This window comes from Flavobacterium solisilvae (genome assembly GCF_012911605.1).
Classification (GTDB): domain Bacteria; phylum Bacteroidota; class Bacteroidia; order Flavobacteriales; family Flavobacteriaceae; genus Flavobacterium; species Flavobacterium solisilvae.
In genome coordinates this window covers 16,808-43,748 of record NZ_JAAMPT010000193.1, presented here as the reverse complement: position 1 = coordinate 43,748, position 26,941 = coordinate 16,808, and the positions used below count along the sequence as shown (strand labels likewise).

Genomic DNA, 26,941 nt, shown 5'->3' with positions numbered 1-26,941 from the left:
GACAAAAGTGTTTAAGTCTTAATCGAACTATGAGTTTTACTCGGAGTAATTGTTAGTTTACTTAAACACTTTTCTCTTTTCTAAATTTACCTAAATTTATTAAAACAAATCTAAAGGAGTAAAACTCTCGTGTCCGTAGGAATCTCATAACATTATTTGAGATTCCTACGGAATGACAAACTAGAAGTTGAATAATTAAAAGAATGACAAACGAGACGTTGATTTTTAGTAATAAAAAAACCTCACGGTTGTGAGGTTTAGTATAATGAGTTGTCAAACGTTATTCATAACGCAACGCTTCAATTGGATCTAATTTTGATGCTTTTATCGCTGGATACGAACCCGAAACGACAGCAACAATAAAACTAGTTACAACGGCTGCAAAAATAGCTTGCCATGGAATAATAAATAACCAACCTGCGGCAAGACAAATTAGATAGCCAATCAAAATTCCGAGGATAATTCCAAATAATCCACCAAGTTGTCCAATGGTTAAAGTTTCTATGAAAAATTGAGTAGCAATGGTACTTTTTTTCGCACCTAATGCTTTTCTAACGCCAATTTCACGAGTTCTTTCGGTTACAGATACAATCATAATATTCATCAGCGCAATCGATGAACCAAGAATAGTAATAATTCCCATAACCCAAGCCGACATGTTTAAAACGCCAGTCATTTCGGCAATACGGTTGGCTAAATCTTCGCTTTTTGAAATTCCGAAGTTGTTTTCTTCTACTGGATTTAGTTTTCTCACTTTTCGCATCGTGATTGTTGCATTGTCAACAGCTTCATTTAAAAGTTCTTTTTTGTCAACCATGGTGCTAATAGTGTAATTTACATTAGGCATTGAAAACATAGAACGCGCCACTTGAATTGGTATTAAAACTCTCAAATCTTGACTGTTGCCAAAAGTGGAACCTTTTTCTTTTAAAACACCAATTACTCTGAACTTTGCACCACGAATGGAAATGATTTTGTCTATTGGATTTACATCTTTGAATATGCCTTTTGAAGCAAAATCGGAACCAATAACGCATGCGTAAGCATTATTATTGATATCGAAAACGGTAAAATTTCTGCCGTTTTCTATTTCTAAACCCGAGTTTTGAACAAAGATTTCATCTACACCAAGAACGGAAATTTCGGGATCGGTTTTTTTGTTTTCGTATTTTACTTCGGCAGTTGTTGTTGCCGTAAATGAAACTGATGTATTGGTTAACGGATATTTGTAGTTTTCTTTGAATGCTTTGGCTTGTGGGTAGGAAATAATTGGGTTAATCTTTTCTACTTCATTTCCGCCGCTTCTTCGGGTTGCGTTTTCATAGCGGTTGATGTTGAAGGTATTGGAACCCATTGAAGCGAAACTGGAATTCATATTGTAATCAATAGCGGTAACGATGGTTAAAATACCAACCAAAGCCGTAATTCCAATAGCAATGATAACAATAGTTAACACTGTTCGAAGCAATTGTGTTCGGATGGAACCCAAAGCTACTTTTATATTTTCTCTAAATAGTCCTAGCATAATGCAAATTTGACACTAAAATACAGCTTTTGTTACAAGGTTTTAAAAAAAAGTTGGGAGTTGGAAGTTAGAAGATGGAAGTTTGAGTTTTTTGAGAATAAAAATTTATATTTTAAAATCAAATCTAAAAGAAAAGATTTAAAAATGGTTTAGAAATTATGATATTTGCGGAATAATATTAGATATCTTATATCAAATATTTAAAATCTAAAATTTAATATTAAAATGGCACAAAAACCAAGTATTCCAAAAGGCACAAGAGATTTTTCACCGGTTGAGGTTTCAAAACGTAATTATATCATGTCGATTATGCGTTCGCATTTTGAGAAATTTGGTTATCAACCGATAGAAACGCCAACGTTTGAAAACTCTGAAACCTTGATGGGAAAATATGGTGAAGAAGGCGATCGTTTGATTTTTAAGATATTGAATTCGGGAGATTATTTGGAGAATTACATCTCAGTTCTTGAAGTGCATATTAAAAAGATTTTCAGTGAGTTGATGATTGAATTGAGTAATAAATTAAATGATAATTACAGAGAGTCAGATAATGAAAATTCTTTTAGAAGAAATAGATTATTCGTAAAACTTTTTGATTCGGATTTTATTGATAGAATTGTTGAGCAACTTAACGTACGCTTTTTTAAAGAAAATAAACTTGCTAATTTTTATTCAAAAGAGTTATTTGATATAATTCAGAAAGAGATTGATTTAATGAAGAAAAGTAAGTTTTTGAAAGAAAAAATTTTGTTCAAGGCTTTGTTAAATTGTTCTGATTGTGATCCAAATTCGAATAAAAGTGTAAATAACTTCGTGTCAAAGAAGACAACGGAAGTTATTGGGAAATGGTTTTTAAATATAAATGTGAAGTATTTGACTCCGCAAATCTCCGAAAAAGCACTTCGTTACGATTTAACCGTTCCGTTTGCGCGATATGTTGTTCAACATCAGAATGAAATTGAGTTTCCTTTTAAGCGATACCAAATTCAACCCGTTTGGCGTGCAGATAGACCTCAAAAAGGAAGATTTAGAGAATTTTATCAATGTGATGCTGATGTTGTTGGTTCTACTTCGCTTTGGCAAGAAGTAGAATTGGTACAATTATACGATTCGGTTTTTGCAACTCTTGGTTTGAATGGCGTTACGATTAAAATCAATAATCGAAAAATATTATCGGGAATTGCGGAAGTGATTGGTGCTTCGGATAAACTGATTGATTTTACGGTGGCTTTGGATAAATTGGACAAAATAGGCGAGGAAGGCGTAAAAAAAGAAATGCTTGAAAAAGGAATTGCTGAAAATGCGTTGGAAAAAGTGCAGCCGTTGTTTCATTTTTCGGGAAGTATTCAGGAGAAATTAGAAAAACTTTCCACATTACTTTCTTCATCTGAAGAAGGGATGAAAGGAATTGAAGAGCTTCGTTTTATTTGTGAAAGCGTAATGAATCTTGGTTTGCAACAAGCTAATTTAGATTTAGATGTGACTTTGGCTCGCGGATTAAATTATTACACTGGAGCAATTTTTGAAGTTTCGGCTCCAGAAGGTGTTGCGATGGGTTCGATTGGCGGTGGCGGAAGATATGATGATTTGACGGGTATTTTTGATCCAAAAAGTAAATTGAGTGGCGTTGGGATTTCGTTTGGTTTGGACCGAATTTATTTGGTTTTGGAAGAATTGAATTTATTTCCAGAAACGGTTTCGGTATCGACAGAGGTTTTGTTTTTTAATTTAGGCGAAAGCCAAGCATTGGAAGCGATGAAAGCAATTACTGTTTTAAGAAAAAATGGTGTTAAAGCCGAAATGTATCCTGATGCTGCTAAAGAAGATAAGCAGTTTAAACATGCACAAAGGAGAAATATTCCGTTTATCGTTAAAGGAATAAATGGCGATTTGTTTATTGTAAAGAACTTGGTTTCGGGTGAACAAATGGAAATGTCACTAACAGATTTTACTGCAAAACTTAAATAAAAAAAACTCCCGAAAGGGAGTTTTTAGATTTGGGGTGTCAAAACTTATAAAAAAACTATTTAATTAAAATTTTCTTGCTCAGGTTACCGTTATCGGTTAATACTTTTACAATGTAAGTTCCAGTACTAACATCTGAAATTGGCAATTCGATGTTGGTTTGGTCACGGTTTTCAACATTCCAAGTAGTGATTTGTTGCCCTAAAAGATTGAATAACGCTACTGATTTTGCTGTGGTTTCCAATAATTGATTTTTGATAGTAAGTATATTGCTATCGTGATTATGCAAAATAAGAATGCCACTTTCGATATTATTTTCATCCACATTTAATGCTTCCGTATTTTTAAATCGAAGCGAAAATCGATCTAAAAATGTTCCTGCTGGAAGATTAATTGTAGCCACATTTTGGTTGATGTCATGATACGTATTGGTAACATTGTCATGGATGTAAATGGCTTGATTTTCAGGGAAATTTTCTTTGCTGTCTAGTGCAAAATCCACGTTTCCAGCAACAGCATTTTTCACTCCCAAAGGATAAATATTGTTTTCGTTGAAGAAACCTTCGCCTTGGATATTTAATTTAGCAGTTCCATTTATAAAATACATATCATTGGAAAGATTATCTGTTGAAATCGCATCATAACCCGGATTGATGGTGTTATCAGCATGTTCATTCATAAATCCGATTAATATTTGACGGTGATATCTATTTGCGCCAGCAAAATGACCTAATTTTAATTTCATAAATTGTTCTTCGTTGTCAAAAGTATCTTCTTGATTGGTGATAGGAACAGTATTTTCGGCAGTTGTCGCATTTGTTCTAAACATAATATTAGAATCAACATTGTTTTCTTTTACAAAAATACGTTGGTCGTTTTCAAAAGTTAATGTTCCACCAGAACTTGAACCTGCGATAAAGAATCCTTGTCCAACCGGAATAAACCTTCCTGGAATTCTTGTGCTTGAACCTAAACCACTAATAATTTCGGGTGCAACCGGAATTGTTCCTCCAACCAAAGTTCGAGTAGCATATCCACCTTGATATTCGGCAGTAACATGGGAATTATTAGTGCTGTAATGTTCCCAAAATTGAAGAACTCCAGTGGTTGATGCTAGATTATCTCTAATAAACTCATCGGCATCAATAGCGGATGGATATGGATTTCCAGCCAATAATAAATTGTTTGCACCAACGGTTGCTGTAATGGTTCCGTTATTTGGTTTTCCTACAAAAGTATAATTTTGGTCAGGTGTTGCAGCACTGCTTCCTTTTAAAGTATAACCTTGTCCAGCAAGTAACGTTCCGTTTTGTCCAACTGAAATCCAGTTATAGTAGTTATTGCTGGCATTTTGATATTTATAAATCCAGTAGCTACTTAGTTTTATTGGAGTTGAAACAACACTATTAGTGCTATTTGTCCATAAAATATTTTTAATATCGTCAGGGTTTGTTCCGTCTTTCATCACGCCAGATACCGTATAACCATGATTGATAGAGGTATTATTGATAGAACTTACTGGCGATGACCAATAGTTGTAATTGAATTTATTGGTTTGTCCTTGTTGATCTCTTTCGATATGACCTGAACTTGTAGCAGCAAGTTCAGAATTAGCGCTTTGAACCAATTGAGATTTTCCAGTAAGGTCAATTTTTCCATCTAATTTTAAATACCAATCGTTTTGGATTTTAGTATCGTTATTCATTTTTATAGTAACAGAAGAATCAACAAACATCGCTAAATCTACATTGTTACTCGTTTCGGTAATGTTGTGATTTACTTGAACAATTGACCAATCTTGATCCATAATATCTAAACCTCTAATGTCTTTGGAAGAATCGTGAACTGCTGTTGCAAAATTTCCAGTCGTTCTAGTTATAAATGGCATTGGAGCTTGTTGGTAATTAATTACTTTGTGGTTGTACATTTTCATACCTGTTAAAACATCAACCGTTGGAGTAGTTAAATTATCAATGATATCATCTTTAAATGTATCCATTCTGTAGTATCGTAACAAATTAGCAAACGGAAGAGAACCGATATTTTTAGGAACGATAACACCTCTAACTTCTGAAGCATTGTTTTCAATTTCTTGATAAACCATTCTTTGGAATTGCTGGTCAGTTAAAGCCGTGTTGAATACTCTAACTTCGTCGATTTTACCTTTGAAAAAGTTAGTCATTGAAACAGGATTTTTTCCAATGGTTAATTTGGTTGCATCCGCCTGAATTACTTCGTCCAAAGTTCTAGTAGCAACCAAAGCTCCATTTAGATATAATTTCAATTCTCCGTTTCCTAAAACTGCACCAACATGATACCATCTAGCAGTTCCTAAAGGTGTTGAAAAATCTAAACTTTTTCCGTTAACTGTTGCTCGGAGTCTTTTTGTGTTTAAAATTCTAATGTTGAATTTCTCTTGACCAACGATAACACCAACAGAGTTGAAACTGCTATTTAAATCAATCCAAGCCATTAAAGTTGCGCTAGGTAAACCTGCCAATAGTTGAGAATCTTCGGCATAATCGTTTCTTCCGTCAAAATCAAGGTATAGTTTTCTGTTTAAATCTCGTGGCGAACCTTTTTTGGTAGTATCAGTATCAAATGCATCCATGATACCATCTTTGTCAATGTCAGTCGTTCCATCGATTAATCCATCGTTATTGGCGTCAAGATTAGCATATAAAGTTCCCGCAATATCAAAAACTCCATCGTTATTAGAATCAAGTTCTCTAAAGTCTTCAATTCCATCGCCATCAGTGTCTTGGGCATAATCTCTATTTATGGTTCCATATCCAACAAAGTTGTCATATAAGTCTAATATTCCATCACCATCAGAGTCTAATAAATCACCAACTCCATCGCCATTAATATCACCATCGCCATTGAATAAACCAGCTTCATCAACGTCAAAAATACTGTCGTTGTCGCTGTCAAGGTCAAGATAATCACGTCTTGAATCGCCATCAGTATTTGGAATTACATAAGTTCCATTGGCAATCATTGCATCAATGTAGTCGTTCATCCCGTTTCCATTAGCATCAATCCAAGTGGTTGAACTGCTCATATCCATAGTTGATTTTTTATTGCTGTAGATTTTGAAACCAGCTTCTTCAATATCTGGAATACCATCGTTATCATCGTCAAGATCAACAATATCCGGAATTCCATCTCCATCAGAGTCAACACAATTTTGATTAATTACGATTTGTACATCATCAATAAAATTTCCTACGGAAGCACTTCCAGAGCCAGTATAACCTGCTTGGAATGTTAAGACAATTTGAGCTTGTCCTGGTGGAATATTGTAAACTCCAGAATATGTTCCCCAGGCAGATGTTCCGTCAACCATTGTAACAATTGGAGTTGAAGCAATTGCTCCAGCCAAAGTTGGTCCAAATTTTACAAAAGCCTGATCGACACCACCACGACCTCTATGTTTGATTGACCAGTTGATTGTTCCTCCAGAACCATTTAAACAAAAAGTCTGATATAAAATACCTGGAATATTTGCGTTGAGTTCGGCAAACTGATTTCCAACTGCGGCTGGAACACCATTAAAACCTGAACTCCAGATTTCAATAAAATTTTCAGCACTAGTTTGCCAACCTGTAACGCTAGTCGTTGGTAAAATTGCAAAACTTGAAGCTGGAATTACAGGAGTTTCAAAATTTCCATTTTGAAAAGGATCGCTTAAACAAGTGCTACACTCAATAATATCTGTAATTCCATCATTATCATCATCGGTATCTTTGTTGTTAGGAATTCCATCTCCATCGGTATCAATATCGCCATAACCATGGATTGAAAAAACATATGGATTTTCGTCAAAGTCATCATTTGCAATGGTAATAGTTGCATTTCGTTGGCCTAAATTGCTCGGAGTAAAAAGAATAGTTAATGTAGTATTTCCACCACCTGGAATAACTAATGATGGACTTGTTGTGATTGTATAATCAGCAGCGTTTATTCCTGATATAACTGGAGTTGAAATCGTTAAATCGGTTGTTCCAGTGTTTTGAATAATGAATGTTCTTGAGGAGTTATTTGTTAATAAAACAGTATCGAAATCGGTATTGTCTGCAATAGCAGGAGTTGTATCACCACTAACAATCGAGTTTCCGTTACCAGTTACATTGATTTCAGCATTTGAAGCAAAACCTTGAACGGTAAAAGTGTATGGATTTTCGTTAAAATCGCTATTTGTTAGCGTGATCGTAGCTGTTTTTATTCCAATAGATGTTGGGTTAAATCGAACAGTGAAGGTTCTGTTTGCACTAGCATTAATTGTCGTTCCTGTTGGGTTTGCGGTTATGCTAAAATCACTTGGATTTGCTCCCGAAATAGTTGGATTGGCAATGGTAAGCGATGTTGTACCTAGGTTGTCAATTGTAAACACTCTGCTGATGGTGCCGCTACCAAAATTTATTGAGCCAAAATTTGTCCAATCGTTAAGTAAAGGCGTGTTGTCACCATTTGCAATCGAAACAGTATTTCCTTTTATATCAATTTCCGCATTTGTTCCTGTTCCTCTAATATTGAAATTATATGGATTTTCATTTCCGTCATTATTTATAATGTTTATTGTTGCGTTTCGAGTGCTTGTTGCTACAGGATCAAACGTTACTACAAAACTAGTGCTACTTCCAGGAGCAATAATAAGTGTTGCAGGAAATGTGGTTATTTCAAATTCAGAGGAATTGGTTCCTGTGATTGTAGGATTTGAAATAGTTAATGTTGTTGTTCCTAAATTTTCAATAATGAAAGTTTGAGATTTTGTTTGGAAATTAACATCAGTGTTCCCAAAATCAGTTCCATCATTTGCCGCTGGAGATGTATCATTATCGGTTATGTTTATTCCATTTCCTGTTATGTTAATTTCTGGATTTGTTCCTTCGCCTTGGATATGATATATGTATGGATTTTCGTCAGCATCATTGTTGCTAATTGTTACGATTGCATTTCTAAGACCAATGTCGCTTGGATTAAAAGTAATAACAAAAGTTCTTGAAGTGTTGGAGCCAATTGTTGTTGAACTAGGATTTGTTGTGACTGTAAAATCAGAAGCATTTGTTCCAGAAATTGTAGGATTTGAAATGGTTAAATTTCCTGTTCCAGTATTTCTAATTGTAAATGTTCTTCCTATTGTTCCATTGTTCACATCAGAAATACCAAAATAGGTCCAATCGTTTACAATTGGTGTTGTATCACCATTTTCTATACTTATTGAATTTCCAGTCACATCAATTTCTCGATAAGTTCCCGTTCCACGGATTGAAAAATTATATGGATTTTCATTTGAATCGTTATTTGCAATTGATATTGTAGCATTTCTTACACCAGTTGCACTTGGGTCAAAAGTTATTTCGAATGTTGTGCTATTTCCATTTGCAATTGGTGTTGATGGAATTGCTGTTACAGTAAAATCTCCAGCATTTGTTCCACTAATTACAACTCTTGGACTTCCAGTTAAATTTAGGTTGCCTGCTGCAATGTTTCTAATAGTAAAAGTCATTGCTATTGTACCTGAAGTAAAATCGGTTGAACCAAAATCTGTTCCGTCGGCTGTTCTAGGACTATTGTCGTTATCATTAATAATGTTATTGCCTAATCCACGAATTTCTATTTCTTGTGAATAAACAACACCACTAGTTAAAAGTAATAAAAGTAAAAGTTGAGCTTGTAGTAGTTTTTTCATAGCTTAAAAACTTTAATATTATTTCAAGAATGATTTTTTTTGAATTTCAAAACTAATACAAGAATTTAAAATAATCGACAAAATGCAATAAAAAATCGATTAAATGCATAAAAAATTAATTTATTTATATAAAAAAGCTACAAAAAAATCAAATCAAAGGAATTGAGTAAGAATGTTTTAAGTAAAAAATATAAGAAATAGTAATATAAAGTGTAGAAAAGCAAAAAGGCTTGGTATCATTTACCAAGCCTTTTCAAAATTTGTAGCGAGAGAGAGATTTGAACTCTCGACCTCAGGGTTATGAATCCTGCGCTCTAACCAACTGAGCTACCTCGCCATTAAAAAGCATTCCCTGAATGCGGGTGCAAATATAAAATTAAAATTAATCGTTGCAAACAATAAACAGTTATTTTTTTTATTTTTAGAAAAACGTTTTTTTTTTACTTTATATTCTATATATTTCCAAAAATTTTCTGGTTATGGAAAACAAAATACGATATGAACTTGAGTTTCCAATAAACTCATCACCACAATTACTTTACCAATATATCTCAACACCATCTGGATTACAAGAGTGGTTTGCTGATAATGTGAACTCTAGAGGAGAGTTTTTTACATTCATTTGGGATGATGCAGAAGAGAATGCTCGACTTGCGTCAAAGAAAACGGGTGAAAAAATAAAGTTTAAATGGGTTGACGACGACAAAAAAGATACCGAATATTACTTCGAGTTAAGAATTCTTGAAGATGAAATTACCAAAGACGTTTCCTTAATGGTAGTTGATTTTGCCTATGAGGATGAATTAGTTGAGGCAAAACTGCTTTGGGAAAATCAAATTTCTGACTTGAAACATGTCATAGGTTCTAATTAATTCTATTTTATAATAGTATATTTGTCCCGTTTTGTTCTAAAAACAAGATGGGATTTTTTTATGATTAATTTTAACGGACTTCTTCAGGATAATTTTGCAGTAACATCATCAAATCGCTCTTTTCTTTATGGTGATGGAATTTTTGAAACTTTAAAAGTAGTTAACGGAAAAATTCTTTTCTCAGAAGAACATTATTTTAGATTAATGGCATCCATGCGAATCGTTAGAATGAAAATTCCAATGGATTTTACCCTTGAGTTTTTTGAAAATCAAGTAATTTCATTGACTGATGTTTTGTCTTTAAGCAATTCAGCTAGAGTTAGAATTACCGTTTTTAGAAATGATGGCGGATTGTATTTACCTGACCAAAACACGATTTCTTATGTAATTGAAGCTACTTCATTAGCATCAAAAAAATATGAAATAACTCAAGATAATTTTGAAGTAGATTTATTTAAAGATAGTTATGTTTCTGCTCAATTGCTTTCTACGTTAAAAACAACTAGCAAGATTTTAAATGTTACAGCTAGTATTTTTGCTAAAGAAAATGATTTAAACACCTGTTTATTGCTAAACGACAAAAAGAATGTTGTAGAAGCAATAGCTGGAAATTTATTTATGCTAACAGGAAATAAATTAATTACACCGCCAATTTCAGAAGGTTGTTTAAACGGAATTATGCGTAAGCAAATTATAAAAGTGATGAAAGATTTCCCAGAGATTGAATTCTCGGAAGCAATTATTTCACCATTTGATTTGCAAAAAGCAGATGAGTTGTTTGTTACCAATGTTATTCAGGGAATTCAGCCTATTACAAAATACAGAAAGAAGGAATTTAAAACTACTTTTTCTGCTCAGTTATTGGATAAAATCAATGGAATAATCGAGAATTAATTCAAAATTGGGTTTTCGGGTGCATTTGACCAAATCAAGTATTCGCCACCAAGTTCAATGATTTTTTCTTTCCAAAAACCACTTCCCGCTTTTTCTAAAATTTTGTTTCCATAAACATTTTTAAACAAAATCCATGAATTGGCTTGCATTTCATCATCTAGTTGATTTTGGCTCCAACCTGAATATCCTAAGAAAAAACGAATATTTTTCTTTTTGATTTCTCCGTTGTTGATGAGTTCTTTTGTGGTTTCAAAATCGCCTCCCCAAAAAATTCCATTAGAAATTTCAATGCTATTTGGAATTAGTTCAGGAATATTGTGGATAAAGTAAAGATTATCTTGTTCAACTGGTCCGCCGTTGTAGATTTTAAAATCAGAATCTATATCGGGAATTAAATCTCTAAGTTTGTATTTTAACGGTTTGTTTAAGATGAAGCCAACTGAACCTTCGTCGTTATGATCGGCTAAAAGTATTACAGATCTATTGAAGGATAAGTCACCAATTATTGATGGCTCAGCAATTAAAAGACAACCTTTCTTTAATTTTTCTGAAATCATTTGATGAAATTTTTAATAAAGCTAAATAAAAACTTTCAAATAATCTAATATTTTTTTCACTAATAAAAAAAGTCACACCAAAAATGATGTGACTTTAATATTGTAAAGTAAAACTATTTATTAGTTTACTGCTCCGTCTAATTCAGCACCAGCTTTGAATTTAACTACATTTTTAGCAGCAATCTTGATTGTTTTACCAGTTTGAGGGTTTCTTCCTTCTCTTGCAGCTCTTTTAGATACAGACCAAGATCCGAAACCTACTAATGAAATTCTTCCACCTTTTTTCAAAGTTCCGCTTACATTTCCTAAAAATGATTCTAAAGCTAATTTTGCAGCAGCTTTTGTAATACCAGCGTCAGCTGCAATTGCATCGATTAATTCTGATTTGTTCATAATAATAGTTATTAATTGTTGGTTAAACATTAAATTAAAGATAACAAATTTAGTATGAATACCTTACTACGCAAGTGTTTTGAGGTTTTTTTGAGGTTTTTGTTGATAACTTTGAGTATTTGTTGATAAACGTTGTTTTTTATCGAGTTTTTTTGGTAAAAATCGCTGTCAATGCCTTATTTTACGTGTGCTTCATCAGAAAAACTGATACCATTTAATAATTCAGAAGTTGTCATTTTCTTTTTTCCAGGAAATTGCAAACTTTTGATTTCAATGTAGCCATTTGCAACAGCAACTTTTAATTCTTTTTTTGTGGTTTGAATTTTTCCAATAGGATAATTATGGTTTTCTTCGGTAAAAATAGCATCATAAATTTTTACATTCCATTGCTCATTTTTATCTTCAAAAAAACACCAAGCACATGGATAAGGTGAAAGTCCACGAATTAAATTGTGAATTTCGTTACCGCTTTTTGTCCAATCTATTTTGCAGTTTTCTTTGTTTAATTTGTACGCTGTTTTAATTTCGGCCGAGTCTTGTTGAATAGTTGTTGTAACATTTCCTTTTTCAATTACAGCTAATGTTTCGGCAACGGCAATGCTACCTAAATCCATTAATCTATCATGAAGATTTCCGGCGTTTTCGTTTTCATCAATTGCAATTTCTTTGGATAAAATCATTGCGCCAGTATCAATTTTATCATCAATAAAGAAAGTCGTTACGCCAGTTTTGGTTTCTCCATTAATAATTGCCCAATTAATTGGTGCTGCGCCGCGATAATTGGGTAACAACGATGCATGAAGATTAAATGTTCCTAATTTAGGCATACGCCAAACGACTTCGGGCAACATTCTAAAGGCAACAACAACTTGAAGATTGGCGTTTAGATTTTTTAATTCGGATAAAAACTGTTCGTCTTTTAAGTTGGTTGGTTGTAATAAATTCAAATTATTTGCCAAAGCATATTCTTTTACTGCCGAAAATTTCACTTTTTGTCCTCGTCCAGCAGGTTTGTCAGCAGCGGTAATTACACCAACAACTTCATAATTATGTTTTAAAATGGTGTCCAAAATTCCAACAGCAAATTCGGGCGTTCCCATAAAAACAATTCGTAATTTTTCCATAGTCATTGCGAGTTTGCAAAGCAATCTCAATATTTTAGTTTATATAAATTATTCGGTTGAATAATTACTTCGTCTTTTTCCATTAAGTTTTGAAGCGCAAAGATAACATCGTCTTTAGAAAATTTGGTCAATTTTTGAATATCTCTTGCGTTGAAATCTTGAATCTTTAGCAATTCAATTATTTTTTCAGAGATGTAAGTTGCATCACTTTTAGTTGGCTTCTTTTTTTGAATACAAAAAGAGCAAATACCACAATCGGTTGTCGTTTTTTCTCCAAAATAGTCTAAAAGCAACGTGTTCTTGCAGCTTTTTTTGTCATTTATATATTTTAAAACCGATTGAAGTTGCTCTATTTTTAACTTGTTTTGGGTTTCTAAATGTTTCGTAACTCGATTGATTGTTTTGTCGTCTTCTCTAACTTCGTTAAAGGTTATAGAAGTATCATTTTTTTTAGAAACAAAATCAATAATGTTTCGTTCCTTTAATTTTTCTAGTAATTGGCTAATTTTAAATTCAGGAACATTCGCTTTTTTTGAAATCAATTGCGTGTTGAGCGATGTTTGAATATCATGAATTCCAGGATAAGTTCTAAGAATAGTTAAGATAATTTCTTCATCGTCAGGATTTAAACTCATATAACGAATTACTTCTTTGGACGGAATAATGAATTGCATGCTTATTTTTTCTGAAAACTCCTGAGAAATGGATAAAATTCCTTGATTGTCTAGAAATTGTAAAGCGTTATATGTTCTTAATGTAGGCAAATTATATTGTGTACAAAATTGATGTAGATTAAAATTAAATTGTTCGTCAATTCCTTCGCCATAACCAATTCTAAAGAAATTGCAGAGTTTTTTATAGACTAAATTTAGAAAATCTTTATCAGGTAAAATACTGATAAATTGCGATTCAGCATGAGAAATATCAGAAGGATTGACCAATAAAACGGCAAACGATTTTTCGCCATTTCGTCCAGCGCGACCAGCTTCTTGATAGTAATTTTCGAGATTGCTAGGTAAATGAAGATGAATTATGGTTTTTACATTTCCTTTGTCAATTCCCATTCCGAAAGCATTGGTTGCCACCATAATTTGAACTTTTTCGTCCATCCAAAGTTTCATGTGGTTTTCTTTGTCTTTTGGTAAAAGTCCACCGTGGTAATACGTTGCTTTAAATCCTAAACTTTCAAGTTGGGAAACCGTATCGGTACACGCTTTTCTATTGGTTACATATATAATTGAAGATTGCGGATTTTTTCTCAGAATTTGCTCGGCTAAATGCAATTTGTCTTCGGCTTCAAAAACCATGTAAGCAAGATTTTCTCGGCTAAATGATTTTTTAAAAAACGCTGGATTGTCTAGGTTTAATTGTTTAATAATGTCTTTTTGAACTCTTTCGGTTGCAGTTGCGGTTAAGGCTAAAAAAGGAATTTTTGGAAAAAAATCTTTTAGCATATTTATTTTCAAATACGCCGGACGAAAATCATGTCCCCATTGTGAAACGCAATGTGCTTCGTCAATAGCAATAAGGTTTATGGGCAGATTTTTTATTCGTTCTAAAATCCAATCATTCTGTAATCGTTCAGGTGAAAGATAGAGGAATTTGTAATTTCCATATTGGCAATTATCCAGTAAATCGATGATCTCGTTTTCGTTAATTCCGCCAGTTAGAGCAATGGCTTTTATGCCTTTGTTTTGTAAATTTTGGACTTGATCTCGCATCAAAGCAATCAATGGCGAAATGACTAAACACAAGCCATCATTCATCATGGCAGGAACTTGAAAACAAATTGATTTTCCACCGCCAGTTGGCAATAAAGCTAAAGTGTCTTTGCCTTCTAGTACAGCATTGATTATTTCCTCTTGAACGGTTCTAAAAGAGTCGTGTTTCCAATATTTTTGAAGGATTTCTAAAGCTTTAGACATGTTTTTTATTCTCTGTTTTTCAAAAATAGTTATTTTTTTACAAAAACAGCAGTCAATAAAGTAGTCTGATGTTAAACAAGATGATGTAGAATGAATTTAATTCGCTCTTCAATCGTTCCTTTTGGAACTTCTATTAAATTGTAATTATACTTTTGATAGGTTTCTTTTAGGTGATCGAAAATCAATTTTGCTTGTTCAAAATTTTCATATCGTGCTTCGTCACTTTCATAGATTTCTTCCCAAGGCGGTAAAACAAAAACTTTTGAGTATTGATTTTCTGAGCAAGCTTCGTCAAAAAAAACAGGATAACTATCGCCAATATAATGCATATAGGCCAAAATATCGGGAATTCCTCGGTCTAAAAATATAATTTCGGCTTGATCTTGCAGCGCACTTTGGTATTGTTTTTTTCTTCCTTCCAATAAAAGTTCGCTGAAAAGTAGTGGTTTTTCTAAGAAAAGTTGCTCGATACCTTGTTTTTTGGCTTCTAAAGTTATTTGACGAGAAATTTCAGGAAAACACGAATAACCTTGCTCTATTAAAGCATCGATTATAGTAGTTTTTCCAGTTCCTGGTCCGCCAGTGATGACAACAATTTCTTTTTCCAAAATTTATAAAAAATAAGCGGCAAATTTATTGAAAGTATTTAGAAAAGGAATCAAATAAATGTGTTTTTTTGTCAAAATTCATTTTTAAAAATTATCAGGGTAAAGTTTTTTTAATTTCAACAAGGAATAGTACTTTTGCGCATGCAACACATAAATATATTTTATTCTGATTATGTGTTTTTAAAATATCTTATATATAGCACTTTAGCTAATTTATGTAGTTTGCTGAAGATGTTAAAGTGGGTAAATATTTTACCCACTTTGTGCCCACCATCATTTTTACTTTATTATTTTTACGTCCTCAATCAGAAATTATGGAGGTCAAAGCATCAGTTATATTCAGTAAGAAAAGAAAAGGAGACGAACAAGGTTATTTGCATGTTTTATATAGGAGAGGGGCGGAGCGCGCCAAAGTCAGTTTGGAATTTACAATGACTAAAGAACAATTTGATGATTTGTATGACAAGCGATTCCAAAGATTCATCCCTACCAAAAAAATCGATTTTAAATCGATTAACGAGAGGATCGAGATAAATTTAAAGCGTAACCCATTTGACAACAAAAAAACGTCTTATACATTCTTATCTTACTTTGAATATAAGAAAAGTATGTTGTCCAACCACAGTACGATCAATATACATAGTACTTGTTTGACAAACCTAAAAATATATCTGTCATCGATTGGTAGGAAAGATATTAAGTTTGAAGATTTTGATAATGATTTTATTTTAAGAATGAAATCTTATTTCAAGCAAAAAGGATTGCAGGATTCTTCAATACGATTGTATCTTAATACTTATTCTTCAATATTTAATAGTGCTGCGAAAGACAAAGTTTTCACGCAAGTAAATCCATTTGTTCAGCATAAAATAAAAGTGGTTGGAAAACCTAAAAAAGTTTTAACTGAAATGGATATTAAAAATCTACAAAAATTAAAACCATCAGATGAATACTTTTTAGAAAGTAGAATGTTTTTATTTTCATTTTTAGGCAATGGTTTAAGATGCTCAGATATGATGCTATTAAAGAATTGCAACTTCACCAATCGAAATGCGATTGAGTATATCCAAATGAAAACAGGAACGTCGATGAAGTTAACTTACAATACTCAGTTAACAAAAGTCATACTCGATATTATAGGGATGGGAGATGTGATAGATAAGCTAAAAAGCACTTACTCTGGTTATATTGAAAATCTAACCTATAATGGTTGTATCAAGCAAATTTACCAACGATTGAATGAGGAATACTTTGAGGGTTACAAGGATGATACTTTACTTGCTGAAAATTCACCATTTGAAAAACATAAAGGTTTCATTGTAAAAAAATCAGATCAAGAAATAAGGACTCTAATAGATTATTCTTACGATATACTCAGAGAAATTACTGTAACTGCAAGGATGAAGTTGGTTGAATATTTTAAGAAGCAAAAACCAAATGAATTGTTATTCAAAGATTTTATTAAATCTGATGTTTTTAATGATTACGATAAGAAATTGCCTTTCAATAAAGAACAGTTTGATATTTACAAGAGTAAATTCACGTCGTACAATGCTAAAATCAAACGAATGTCAAAGAAGTATGATTTGACACTTACAAACCCTACAACGCACTCAGCTAGATTTACGTTTACAAACATTCTTTTATCAATGGATAGTATTAATTTGAATGACATTCGCATCGCCCTTGGTCATACCAGTCTAATTACTACCCAAAAATATTTGCAGACAGGATTTGACTTTAAGAAATCGGATGCGCTCAATGAAAGGTTGAATAGTATTTTTGAATAATAAATTAATAAGAAATGACAAAGGACGAAGTTTCAGAGGTGGTTAAAGATTGTTTCATTGAAATAATGGATAAGTATGATTTGACTTTTCGAGTCGAAGTTGGAGTCGCAACATTTTCATATAACAGCTATGGACGAATTTTTGAAAATCCTATCAAATTAAAGATGGCATCAATAAGCACTAAAAATTATTATAAAGTTATTAATGTTTATTTTATTTTAGACAACAAACAATCAACTATTAAAGTTTGTAAAGAAGCTATAGAAACATCTGTCGAAAAGTTTCAATTAATGATGGAAAGTGAAGGTTATGAATTCACAAAACACGTTAGGGTAAAGGTTATTAGGAAAAAACAAGATTTAAATATACATTTAGTTAAGAGCAATGAGATGTATGAATATTTGCCTATCAAAATTGAATCGAGGTTGGTTATAAAGTAGAGGGAAACTATAATGTTTTAAAAACTAATTTATTTGTTATTACTGAAAATAATCACACTTTCTCTTAATTCTTTTATTTCAGGACTATATTTAGTCTTTCGTTTATTGATATATCTTAATACTCCAATTTCTTTAAGATACCAACCAACCTTCGTTCCAATTTCTCCAATAATCAAATCAACTGGGATTTCCATTCCTGCATAGGCAGAATTTGAAACGACAAACCAAAGTTGCGCATCCTTATCAGCTTTACTTTTCAGTACAGACAATATCCTTTGCATGTCTTCAAAATAAGCTTGAATCATTAAAGGAATATTTTTATGCATGAGATTTTCTACATTTTCATTTACATGTTTTATAGCATTTTCATAAAGCAATCCAAAGTCCATAGATGAAGGATGCTTCCATTTAGCTTGAATATGAGATCTGACAGTTTTTAAACGTAGATTATATAATTCTTCAGCGTTAGTCACAAACTTTCCTAAGAACAACTCAGGGCGATAAATATCGGTATAGTCAAAGGTGTTTAAATATGGAGGAGAGGTTACACAGAGTTTAAAACCGCCTATTTTCTTTGAGTTTAATACCCGTCGACTATCACCATTAAATATCTCAACCTTTTCGAGAATTTTCTTTTTTTCAATATCCTCATAAACGATATTTAAATTTCTTTCCAAAGACTTGAGAAATGTTTCTTCATTAAAGCCATTGTTCTCCCAACCGTTTCGATAGCGGAAGCACTTTCCATCTCTCTTCGCATTGCAGTTCTCCATTGCAGAAGAAACGAGAGTTAATTTTAAAACGTCTTTTAAATTTCTTGAGTCAAGTTGATTAATTAGTTGCCATTTACTCTCAAAAGTATCGAGAACAGAGTCATTAAAAAGCCATTTATTTAATCCATCTTTTTGCGAGAAAGTAGAATAGCCTAATAGTTCAGACTTTGCTGCATTCGGAGAATCGATAAATTCACTTTTAAAAGATTTTAACTCTTTTAAATTGATGTTTTTTGTCTTAGTTTTTGATAAAAATGCAGTAAAGGGATTAACCTCAATACCAACAGATTTCAATCCAAGAGATGCAGATGTTAATGTTGTAGTTCCGCCTCCGTTAAAAGGATCCAAGATTATTTCGCCTTTTTTAATTCCGGTTTGTTCAATAGCTTTTTCTACTAAAAATGGAGAAAAACCCTCTTTGTAGTAATACCAGCGATGACGTGGTAGATCAACGGTATTTTCAGAGTTTGAATATCCTCCGTCTTTTAATCCAAAATTATCATTTAATTTATTTCTTATCATAATTAATCACAGATTGGTTCTGCAAACATTCTGATTGGTTCTTGAACGTTTTTGTGGGTAAGGTAAAATCTGTTTGCAACATCAATCTCAAGATCTTTGTTTGCAAAATGCATTCCGTTTGCGACTGAAATCGACGCTACTTTTGGATCAATACTATTCCGGCGACCATCAACAACAACCAAATATCCTTTGTTTATAACATTAGGCGAATCTTGATCCACTTTATCGATGTACTCTTTAATTTGCACCATTCCCTCATTAGCTCTTCTGTTATCGTATTCGTAAGTATTTATATCCGTTCCATTTGTTTTAAAGGAACGTCCCATAAGTTTTACCTCAATCAGAGCAGCTCGATTCGCCTCTCTCCAAAAAACTCGGATATCGACAGGTTTTGATGCATTAACATTGTATTCTCTAACAACATCTACTCCTCGAAGCGTATTTTTAAGGTATTCAGATATAGAGAGTTGAATAGAATCTTCGGGTTTATTTATAAAATAAATATATTTTGGTTCACCCCAACATTTTTTAAAATGTTCACAAGAAATTTTCTTGATTCTGTCATTTTTATAAATATGTAACGCTTCGTTTAAAAAATGGTACTGTAGAGCAAAAATACTGGGGCTACTGTATTTATTTACAATCTTAATTGGTTCTCCATCAACATAAATATGTTCTTCACTATTATTATAATAGTATGCAATAGTATTGTTCTTTGAAAGTATGTCAGTTATCATCGCATCATCTAAGTTTTGGTAAAGTTTTGGTAAGTTTCCTTCAGTTTGAAAAAGCTGAAAAGTAAGAGATGAGAAATGATGATTTAAGATACTATCGTCGTAAAATTTAATTCCTTCAATGCCAAGTATATTTTCATCAGCTATGTTGTAAACTATTACTACTTTTCCATCAGTGTGACTAGGTTCAATCACTCTGAAAATGTTACTAACAAACTTTACAATTTCTTTGGTTAAGTTTGTATATACAGCGTTTTTCGTTTTTGAAAAAACCTGCAATAAATAATCCTCTTCTCTTATTAAATTGACAAGTTTATCAGACATTATATTTCAGTTTTTTGTGATAATTGAACTAACCTTAGCCAAGTTACAGCTGAAATAGTCATATCTTCTGCAGCCGCTCCTAATGAAGAGGTGATTTCGTGAAGTTTTTCATATTGAAAATCCAACCAACTTTCATTTCCTAAATTCCTCGCTTTTGTAATATTTACGTCTTCCAAAAGAGCTTCTTTAGCTTCCTGATATGGAATTAAAATACTTGTACTACATGCTGCTTCGATAAATTTCTCTCGTTCTTTAAACAAGGATAATTCTTTAGAAAATTTATTAAATTCATCCGTTCCCCGAGAGGTAATAGTCAAGAAGTTTCTAAGCTCAAAAAGTCCTATTGATTCATGTCTTTCAATCGCATTCTGTAATTCGGTTGAAAAAGGGTAACCGTTTGAATCTATGGTAAATTTATATTTCCATTCTTCAATTGGATTTCCCGAATAGTGAAAAAGGAATGCCGAAAAATAAGAAAAGAGATGAATTTCTTCATTGGTAAATCCGTCCAAAAATTGGTCTAACTTATGCGCAATTGATAAACTATCGTAAAACGCTTCTATTTCAATTTGCTTGCTCATCTTTAAGTTTTAATTTTTGTTCTATATTGTCATAAACTTGATTAAAAAGAGATTCACCTTCTTTTTGTATTTCGCTTAACTCAGTCCAATCCAACATTCGCCTAAATTTCATTTTTTTGTTTCCGCACTGTTCAGCTAACGACACTAATAATTGGGATGCATTAATATTTGCTGTCATTATTATATTCTGATTATATTCGGTTACAAATTCAGCAAACATTTTTCCTACTCTATTTTCATATGCAATATCTAAGGATCCTTCCGGTGTATCGATTAGTAATGTAGCGGGATTTTTTTTGGTTGCGAGATATGTTGCGAGCGCCATTCTTAACGCTATATCTAAAAAGAAACGTTGACTTTCTGATAATTGATGAGAGGCGGTTCTAGCAGTGTTTTTTAATTCAAAAATTAATGCTATGTTTTTTCCTTTAATTTTTGAATAGATATTTAAGTTAAGTCCTATGAAACTGTAAGCAAACTTTTTAAATAGTGGAACAAAAATATCCTCAGTTTCTTTGTATCCTTTATTTACTTTGCTTTGTAAATTTTTATATTCAGGACTTAGTTTGTCTCTTTTCTCATAATAGTTGATTGAACTTTTATCAAATTTATCAAATTGTCTTTTGTATTCTTCTATTAACGTATCAATAGGGGCATCGCCAGTTTTGTTAAACGATAAGTTTTTATTTTCTTTTTCAAACTTATTTAGTCTGGATTTTAATCTATCCAACTCAATGTACTTTTTGTCTAATTCTACTTTTTTTGTTTCAGATTCAAACATCAATTCTTCAAGCTCTCTATTTTTTGAATCTAGTTGCTTATCAATATTTTTAATCTCGTTCATCAATGAAGCTTGCTTTTCTATATCATCATTGCTAATAGCAGTATCGCATACCGGACAAGTAGAGTGCGAGTACAGTTTCTTTTCAATATTTTCAATAACGTGGTGTCCTTCAGCATTACATAAAAAACAAGCGTTGTTCCTTTTTGCAATTTGTAAGTTTGGATTGTTTATTAAACTTGATCGTGGTTCAGAATACTTGGAAAATAATCTCTTGTAATTAATTTTTAATTGTAAAATTTCAGAATTAAGTATATTTTGTCTTTTTAAGAGTGTATCATATTCAATATTTATTTCATTATGAATTTTTTGTGAATTTTCGATACTTGATATAAGTTCATGGTATTCTTCTTCAAGAAGTTTAAAATTATTATTTTCTCTTTGATGACTTGTCTCTAATAATTTATCTATCTCATTTTTAATTTGCGTTGCTTGCCATCTAGCATTTCTTCCATATGACTCATATTCTTCCATTTTCTTTTTGAGTTCTAAAACTCTTTCTGTATCCTCGATATTTTCATTAAAAGCTATAGACAATGCACTTGTAGAAGCTCTTTCATCCCAAAACAACATTCTCCTGTTTTCATCAAATGATAATACATAGAGTTGAAAGAAAATATAATAACTAAACTTTCCGATTCCAACTTCGTTAGTTAAGGTTTCTTGATATAAATTCAGTAACTCATTTGGGCTTAAATCATTAGTGTTTATTAAGCTTATTTTTTTGTCATTTTGCTCTTCATAAAATTCAAAAAGTCTCAAACCCTCCCTATTGCTGAAAGCTCTAACAATACGTATAAATTTGTTGTTTATTTTTAAGAGTAGTTCAATTTCCGCAGTGTCTTTGTCAGAAGCTGAAATCCTCCCTTGAAAATATCTTTCAGTATACTGTTTGTTGGATTTAATGATTTCATCGGGAATCAAAACCTCTTTATTAGGTTCTAAAACAATTCCAGTCAAAGCGTAGTTTATTGCATTAAGGAAAGTTGTCTTACCTAAACCATTAGCACCGGCTAAACAATATACACCGTTGTTTATCTCTTCACTTATTTCTGTAACTTCTTCTTTTTTATAAAGAGAAAAGTTTCTAAAAGTCACTTTGAGCGGTTTTACAAAATTGTATTTTCCGGACATTTTAATTGTTTTTTGTTGAAACTAATAATTCTCTTACGTTGACATCCAATACTTTAGCAACTTCAAAAAGTGTTTCTATTGTGGGTTGCATTTGATTTGTACACCACTTAGAAACTGTTGCACGATTTTTATTAAGCTCAATAGCTAACCAGTTGTTTGTTTTTCCTGTTTCAGCTAATACGGCTTTAATTCTATTGAATGTTTTCTTCTCCATGAAAAGGATTTGGCGTAATCGGTTGCAAAATACGCTTTTGTTTACGAAAAATATGCTTTACAAGCAATTTTTTAATTTATAGCTTAATGAGGTAGCATCTTTTTTATTTTTTGCACGGTGCCGCTACTCTTATCAGTCAATTTCATCGTCTTTCTGACAGACATTCCTTGTTTCAATAATTTCACGATGTCTTTGTGTTCTGTCAATAATGTTTCTTCATTTTTTTTGAACCCGTCTTTACGACCAACCTTGCCACCGTTTTTTCTGAAGCTGTCATAACCTGATTTAATTCGTTGACGGATTTGAGTTTTTTCCATTTCGCTAACTGAAGTAAGGATTTGAATTAAAAACTGCGACATTGGATTTACTTCACATTTCTCGTTAAGCGTTTCTATATTGTGATTTTTAATGTAGAGAGAAATGCAATTTTCATTAAGCAATTGGATAGTTTTAAGAACTTCAATAGTGTTTCTTCCCAGTCTGCTTAATTCCCAACAAAGAACCTTATCAATTTTATTCGTTTTGATGAAATCTACCATTTTCATTAGCTGAGGTCGTTCTTCGTTGGTTTTTCCGCCCGATATTTTTTCTTCAAAAATGTTTACAACATCGTAATTGTTCTTTTTGGAAAATTCAATCAGTTCTTCGGTCTGTCTCTTGTAATCTTGGTTACTTGTAGAAACTCTGGCGTATATAACAACTTTCATTTTGTATCGTTTTAATATTTTATATTTCAAAGATACGGTTAATGTATCAAATAACCTCGTGTTTTAAAATTAAAATGATACACTTTGGGTTTTGATACATTTTTAAATAAAAAAGGAGCAAACTTTAAAAGTTGCTCCTTAACTATGTGACCAAGGTTGTATCTAAATAGGTTCTCTCCAAGGTTCTCAAATTAAACTTATTCATAGCTTAAAAAAGTTTCCACATTGTACCGTGATTTTTATCAATTCCGACATTAAATTTTACTCTAAGTCTTCCAAGTGCGATGAGATTGCTGATGTATGCTTTAGTAATATTCTTGCATCTTGAATTCTTGATAGCAATGAAATCCGTCAATTCTCCTAAATCCCAACAGTCAATTAATAAAGATATGTCTCCTTGATTGATATTAAGAAGAACTCTATCATCTTTAACAACTAGTGATAAATTATGACCGTTGTAATCTGTAGCTTTTACTCCGTCGATAAAAGGAGTATTAAAAGTAAATATTTCATTTACCTTAATACCCAAGTTATACTTTAGATGATTTACAGATCCTTTTGAATTTGTTTTGGGTCCGAAATAAAACTTTCTAGTCGTTATTAAATCCTCATTAATAACTTTTTGATCAGTAACCTTTTTAAAAGTTGCTGTTTTGAAATTTGGGGTTTTCCACCCACTCACATAAATAGAGTTTGTTTTCATAAAAAAAATATTTAAAATGTTAGTAATTCATAAGCATAGAAATTCCACTTCGCATGAGCGAAATTTTTCAAAAATCGATTTTAAAATGTTTGAAATGTAAACTTCTAATAGATCATTTAGAAGTGTGTTCCTGATTTCTTCTACAAAGATATTCCGATAATAAATTAAAAAAAAATCAAAATAATTTGGAATTTAGAGAACTCAGAACTGATGCGGAGATATATAAATGTTAATTTTATAAAAAATGAAAGTCCCTTATAATAAGGGACTTTCTCGTGTAATAAATGCTGTGGAATTAATTTGAATGAGCTTAAAATAATTCAAGCTAAATTGAATATAGATGTGTCTGATTTGACTGTTTTTGTTCTATTTTACTTCCCAATAATTAAAAGGAGGTATTTCGCTTTTCATGCATTTTAACGACTTAATGAATTCGTCTGCTAACATATTATTTTTTACCCATTCCATTTCGTTGTTCGATCCTTTCATCAACTCTGGATCTTCTAAACACTTTATTTTTCCTTTAGAACTATGTCCTCCAAGTGTGTCTTGCTCTGCAAGCCAATTCAATGGTTTTCCTTTTTCATAATATCTTGATATAGAAATTCGATTAGTGCCAAAATCATTTGTTGCCCCGACTGCCCATTTATCAAATAGATTTCCGTTTTTGTAATCTTCGTAGTTAGAAATATATCTGTACTTATCACCGGGTATAAGCAATGATAAACCAATTTTAAATCCTTTATTTTTTTGTAACTGATTATACTCAATGTCGTTTGTCACGATATAAATTTTATCGATAACATTCTCTTTCTTTACTTCTCTGACTACCCAACCGTTTTTAATTTCCAGCTTTCTGATGATTGTATCATTTTGATCTTTTTCAGTACAATCGCCAGTGTAGAGACTTCCATTTTTTTTTACATCTTTCCAAACTTCTATTTCTTCGCCATTTTCATTTACTCGCTTTAATTGAAGCTCTGCACAATTGCAGTCGCTTTCGTTTAGAAATTCTGTGGTGCTTTCGGTAGTTTCTTTTTTTCCATTACAGGATAATAATAATGATGTGAAGCACAAAATTGCCGCTGTCTTTAAATTCATGTCTGTCCTTTTTTGAGTTATTAGTTGATATTTAAAATTTTAACAAATATAAGGATAAATTCTTGTCTAATCATACATGATTAGATAAATCATTGATGATTAGCGGAATTTTACAGACTAAATTTAGTTTGTAACGCATTGATATACACAAAAGACAAAGAATACTTAATCGAATTTGGTAAGAATTTAAAAAGACTAAGAGAGCAGAAAGGATTTTCACAAGAAGAACTTGCTAATCTTGCTGAGGTTTCATTGCCTCAAATAACGAGAATAGAAAGGGGAGTAGTCAATCCAACAATTTGCACAATTAAATCATTAGCTGAAGGGTTAGGTGTAGAAGTGTCGTCAATGTTTGTCTTTGAAAAGATAAAATAATCTTCAAATTCACGATCAGATCATTTAAGATTGTGGTGGGGGCTGGGTGTCTGAGCAGATTGAGGGGAAACTTAGATACTATTATCCCAACAAGGATCGCTCCAAGTTGTTAGCAAAGTATCCACCTCGTAATAGCTGAACAGCGTATCGGGTATAACTTAACATGCTGTCGTCTTTGACGCATGTTTGGGAAAGCTACTGTCAATGCTTTAAGACGCACCGTTATACTTACCACTTCTTTCCTTCTACTATGGTTGCACTTTGTATAAATCCCCTGGTAGTGCGTTATGATATAGAACCCAGCGTATAATTACCCGCCATTCTATAAAAATTTTATGTTTGTACTAATTCAGTTGCTCAATCTTTATCTTTAATCCGTCGATCTCAATTTTATATCTTAATCTTTGCTTTTTCTTAAAATCTGTTTCTTCTGCTAATTTTGCCCTGTTCTTGTTTATATTCTCCGTTAACTTCCTGATAATTTTATAGTCGATCATTTAGGGTTTGTTTATTTTTTCAATAACAATTTGTTCCATTAAAATAAACAATGTCATTTCGGGATAGAGGAACAAGTTTTTATATCGTGTGATTTCAATATTATGTTTTTTTAACTCTCGTTGCAACTTCGCTTTTGGGACATTTAAGATTTTACGCATTGTTTCAATATCATAAAGAACTTTATCATCTTTTAAAAATCGCATCATACTTCTTATCCTCAAATTTTTTATACAAGTCCCTATATTCAGCGATGAGGTCTTCAATTGGTTCATCATCTTCATTTTCATCATTATTTGTTTCTTCATCCTTATTTACTTCGTCTTCTGGCAAATCGATTTCTTCATCTTGGATTTTCTTGTTGTATTTCTCCACCAGAAAATTAATGAAATTGGTATGCAGGTATTTCTTTTTTTTCATATCATAACTCTTTTTTTAGATCGATTCGGATCGACCTTGAATTATATATTTAAAGCAGTTTTGCGTTTTTATAAAAGAAGGATTTTTTATAGATGTTTTGACGCTTATGTATATACAATCATCCACAAAAGGTAGCTGAATCCCTATCATTAAAGGGGAGGGATTATGTTAAAAGAAAGGCAAATTCATTGCTTTATTTTTACTAACTTTGCGCTTTCTTTTTCAAATA

Annotated in this window: 23 protein-coding genes and 1 tRNA gene; 6 read left to right on the top strand and 18 right to left on the bottom strand. The window is 32.1% G+C overall.

Going from position 1 to position 26,941, the window contains the following annotated elements:
• Positions 1-280 precede the first annotated feature (280 nt).
• Complete coding sequence (locus tag G6042_RS02335; RefSeq protein WP_211161617.1) at positions 281-1,525, bottom strand: ABC transporter permease; 1,245 nt, start codon at positions 1,523-1,525, stop codon at positions 281-283.
• Positions 1,526-1,750: 225 nt separating this feature from the next.
• Between G6042_RS02335 and hisS the strand changes: the two genes are divergently transcribed.
• Complete coding sequence (hisS, locus tag G6042_RS02330) at positions 1,751-3,493, top strand: histidine--tRNA ligase (protein WP_169522652.1); 1,743 nt, start codon at positions 1,751-1,753, stop codon at positions 3,491-3,493.
• Between the two features lie 55 nt (positions 3,494-3,548).
• Here hisS and G6042_RS02325 read toward each other — a convergent pair whose 3' ends face one another.
• Together G6042_RS02325 and G6042_RS02320 are read right to left on the bottom strand one after the other, a co-directional pair.
• Positions 3,549-9,185: a choice-of-anchor D domain-containing protein gene (locus tag G6042_RS02325; RefSeq protein WP_169522651.1), complete on the bottom strand. Its 5,637-nt coding sequence runs from the start codon at positions 9,183-9,185 to the stop codon at positions 3,549-3,551.
• 263 nt (positions 9,186-9,448) lie between these two features.
• Positions 9,449-9,522, bottom strand: a tRNA-Met gene (locus G6042_RS02320).
• 142 nt (positions 9,523-9,664) lie between these two features.
• Here G6042_RS02320 and G6042_RS02315 point away from each other — a divergent pair.
• Positions 9,665-10,057: an START-like domain-containing protein gene (locus G6042_RS02315; RefSeq protein ID WP_169522650.1), complete on the top strand. Its 393-nt coding sequence runs from the start codon at positions 9,665-9,667 to the stop codon at positions 10,055-10,057.
• Positions 10,058-10,117: 60 nt separating this feature from the next.
• Positions 10,118-10,951: an aminotransferase class IV gene (locus tag G6042_RS02310; protein WP_169522649.1), complete on the top strand. Its 834-nt coding sequence runs from the start codon at positions 10,118-10,120 to the stop codon at positions 10,949-10,951.
• On the opposite strand, the gene G6042_RS02305 is transcribed toward G6042_RS02310, so the two are convergent.
• From G6042_RS02305 to G6042_RS02285, 5 genes are all read right to left on the bottom strand, one after another.
• Positions 10,948-11,508: a YqgE/AlgH family protein gene (locus G6042_RS02305; RefSeq protein WP_169522648.1), complete on the bottom strand. Its 561-nt coding sequence runs from the start codon at positions 11,506-11,508 to the stop codon at positions 10,948-10,950. The two genes, G6042_RS02310 and G6042_RS02305, sit on opposite strands and share 4 nt — an antisense overlap.
• Before the next feature lie 120 nt (positions 11,509-11,628).
• Positions 11,629-11,901 (bottom strand): HU family DNA-binding protein, encoded by a 273-nt coding sequence (locus G6042_RS02300; RefSeq protein WP_169522647.1) that lies wholly within the window; start codon positions 11,899-11,901, stop codon positions 11,629-11,631.
• 176 nt (positions 11,902-12,077) lie between these two features.
• Positions 12,078-13,025 carry a methionyl-tRNA formyltransferase gene (gene fmt, locus G6042_RS02295; protein ID WP_169522646.1) on the bottom strand — a complete coding sequence of 316 codons (948 nt, stop codon included), beginning with the start codon at positions 13,023-13,025 and terminating at the stop codon, positions 12,078-12,080.
• A 26-nt stretch (positions 13,026-13,051) separates the two neighbouring features.
• Positions 13,052-14,950: a RecQ family ATP-dependent DNA helicase gene (locus tag G6042_RS02290; protein WP_169522645.1), complete on the bottom strand. Its 1,899-nt coding sequence runs from the start codon at positions 14,948-14,950 to the stop codon at positions 13,052-13,054.
• 71 nt (positions 14,951-15,021) lie between these two features.
• Positions 15,022-15,558, bottom strand: a complete 537-nt coding sequence (locus G6042_RS02285; protein WP_169522644.1) for an AAA family ATPase — start codon at positions 15,556-15,558, stop codon at positions 15,022-15,024.
• Positions 15,559-15,872: 314 nt separating this feature from the next.
• On the opposite strand from G6042_RS02285, the gene G6042_RS02280 reads away from it, so the two are divergent.
• The gene (locus G6042_RS02280) at positions 15,873-17,348 is read left to right on the top strand and encodes a phage integrase SAM-like domain-containing protein (protein ID WP_169522643.1); all 1,476 of its coding nucleotides are present in this window, start codon (positions 15,873-15,875) and stop codon (positions 17,346-17,348) included.
• Between the two features lie 14 nt (positions 17,349-17,362).
• The gene (locus tag G6042_RS02275; protein ID WP_169522642.1) at positions 17,363-17,788 is read left to right on the top strand and encodes a hypothetical protein; all 426 of its coding nucleotides are present in this window, start codon (positions 17,363-17,365) and stop codon (positions 17,786-17,788) included.
• Positions 17,789-17,817: 29 nt separating this feature from the next.
• Here G6042_RS02275 and G6042_RS02270 read toward each other — a convergent pair whose 3' ends face one another.
• From G6042_RS02270 to G6042_RS02235, 8 genes are all read right to left on the bottom strand, one after another.
• A complete protein-coding gene (locus tag G6042_RS02270) occupies positions 17,818-19,083 on the bottom strand; it encodes a DNA methyltransferase (protein ID WP_169522641.1) in 1,266 nt (421 codons plus the stop codon).
• 2 nt (positions 19,084-19,085) lie between these two features.
• Entirely contained in the window at positions 19,086-20,141 is a 1,056-nt protein-coding gene (locus G6042_RS02265; protein WP_169522640.1) for a hypothetical protein, read from the bottom strand.
• Complete coding sequence (locus G6042_RS02260) at positions 20,141-20,722, bottom strand: hypothetical protein (RefSeq protein WP_169522639.1); 582 nt, start codon at positions 20,720-20,722, stop codon at positions 20,141-20,143. The genes G6042_RS02265 and G6042_RS02260 overlap by 1 nt, the downstream gene beginning before the upstream one ends.
• Positions 20,706-22,697: an AAA family ATPase gene (locus tag G6042_RS02255; RefSeq protein WP_169522638.1), complete on the bottom strand. Its 1,992-nt coding sequence runs from the start codon at positions 22,695-22,697 to the stop codon at positions 20,706-20,708. Before G6042_RS02255 ends, G6042_RS02260 begins: the two co-directional genes overlap by 17 nt.
• Before the next feature lies 1 nt (position 22,698).
• Complete coding sequence (locus G6042_RS02250) at positions 22,699-22,911, bottom strand: helix-turn-helix transcriptional regulator (RefSeq protein ID WP_169522637.1); 213 nt, start codon at positions 22,909-22,911, stop codon at positions 22,699-22,701.
• An 83-nt stretch (positions 22,912-22,994) separates the two neighbouring features.
• Complete coding sequence (locus G6042_RS02245; RefSeq protein ID WP_169522636.1) at positions 22,995-23,618, bottom strand: recombinase family protein; 624 nt, start codon at positions 23,616-23,618, stop codon at positions 22,995-22,997.
• 208 nt (positions 23,619-23,826) lie between these two features.
• A complete protein-coding gene (locus G6042_RS02240; RefSeq protein ID WP_169522635.1) occupies positions 23,827-24,321 on the bottom strand; it encodes a hypothetical protein in 495 nt (164 codons plus the stop codon).
• 366 nt (positions 24,322-24,687) lie between these two features.
• On the bottom strand, positions 24,688-25,422 hold the full coding sequence (locus tag G6042_RS02235) for a hypothetical protein (RefSeq protein ID WP_169522634.1): 735 nt from the start codon (positions 25,420-25,422) through the stop codon (positions 24,688-24,690).
• Between the two features lie 138 nt (positions 25,423-25,560).
• Here G6042_RS02235 and G6042_RS02230 point away from each other — a divergent pair, with 138 nt between their 5' ends.
• Entirely contained in the window at positions 25,561-25,797 is a 237-nt protein-coding gene (locus tag G6042_RS02230) for a helix-turn-helix domain-containing protein (protein WP_169522633.1), read from the top strand.
• A 497-nt stretch (positions 25,798-26,294) separates the two neighbouring features.
• On the opposite strand, the gene G6042_RS02225 is transcribed toward G6042_RS02230, so the two are convergent.
• Positions 26,295-26,501 (bottom strand): hypothetical protein, encoded by a 207-nt coding sequence (locus tag G6042_RS02225; protein WP_169522632.1) that lies wholly within the window; start codon positions 26,499-26,501, stop codon positions 26,295-26,297.
• Complete coding sequence (locus tag G6042_RS02220; protein WP_169522631.1) at positions 26,479-26,712, bottom strand: hypothetical protein; 234 nt, start codon at positions 26,710-26,712, stop codon at positions 26,479-26,481. The genes G6042_RS02225 and G6042_RS02220 overlap by 23 nt, the downstream gene beginning before the upstream one ends.
• Between the last annotated feature and the right edge of the window lie 229 nt (positions 26,713-26,941).